This window comes from Candidatus Pseudoscillospira sp. SGI.172 (genome assembly GCF_050313575.1).
Classification (GTDB): domain Bacteria; phylum Bacillota; class Clostridia; order Oscillospirales; family Oscillospiraceae; genus Vermiculatibacterium.
In genome coordinates this window covers 1-790 of the sequence record NZ_JBNPLQ010000083.1, presented here as the reverse complement: position 1 = coordinate 790, position 790 = coordinate 1, and the positions used below count along the sequence as shown (strand labels likewise).

Below are 790 nucleotides of genomic sequence, written 5' to 3'. Positions count from 1 at the left end.
GAAGCTGGTCATCAGCGGCCCGATTTTCCGCAGTTGACAAAATGGTTGGCAATTTGCCGAAAGCTGCCCCACAAACCTGTGTTGATCTTTTGGGGAGAGTTTTATTTTCCAGAAAGGGCTCAGGTTTAAAATACAACAGTAAAGGTGAATTGTCCGATGGAACTGCAGTATTGTATCAATTATCTTTTGACACTGACCCAGCACGAGGTATTTCAGACTTTTTCCGGCCGGTTATCCCAATTTGACATCACTCCAGGGCAATATGGTATTCTAAACTGCCTTTGGCAAAAAGAATTTTGTACGCCAAAGGAAATCGTGCAGACGTTGCGTCTGGACAATTCCACCGTTTCCGGTGTTTTAGACAGGATGCAAAAGAGAGGACTAATTAATCGGGTCACGGATCCCTCTGACCGGCGCAGCGTTCAGGTCATTGCCACTGAAATGGGCAAATCGCTTCGAGAGGACGTGCTGCAGGTCATTGCGGATTTGAATGAAGAGATTTTAGGTGATTTTTCCCAAGAAAATCGCTCCAACCTGATCAGTTGCCTGCAACAGATCGGAAAAATCCAGTTGTCCTAGGCCCTCCACATTAAGGCCCTCGATGCATCCCTCGTTTGGCCGCACGTCAGAGAGAACATGCAAAAGGGAGAACGTCCTCTGCCGGCGTTCTCCCTTTTTAAATGTTTGAGATTCCATAAAAACAGAGTGTGATCAGGCTGACTGTTTGGGCTGTTTGCGCCAGGCAGCAGAAAATGATTAGGAGGATTTTACTATGAAAGAAGTATATATC

General features: G+C 46.1%; 1 protein-coding gene. It reads left to right on the top strand.

Going from position 1 to position 790, the window contains the following annotated elements:
• The first annotated feature begins 156 nt into the window (after positions 1-156).
• On the top strand, positions 157-579 hold the full coding sequence (locus ACQRD3_RS13550; RefSeq protein WP_427781745.1) for a MarR family winged helix-turn-helix transcriptional regulator: 423 nt from the start codon (positions 157-159) through the stop codon (positions 577-579).
• Positions 580-790: the final 211 nt, after the last annotated feature.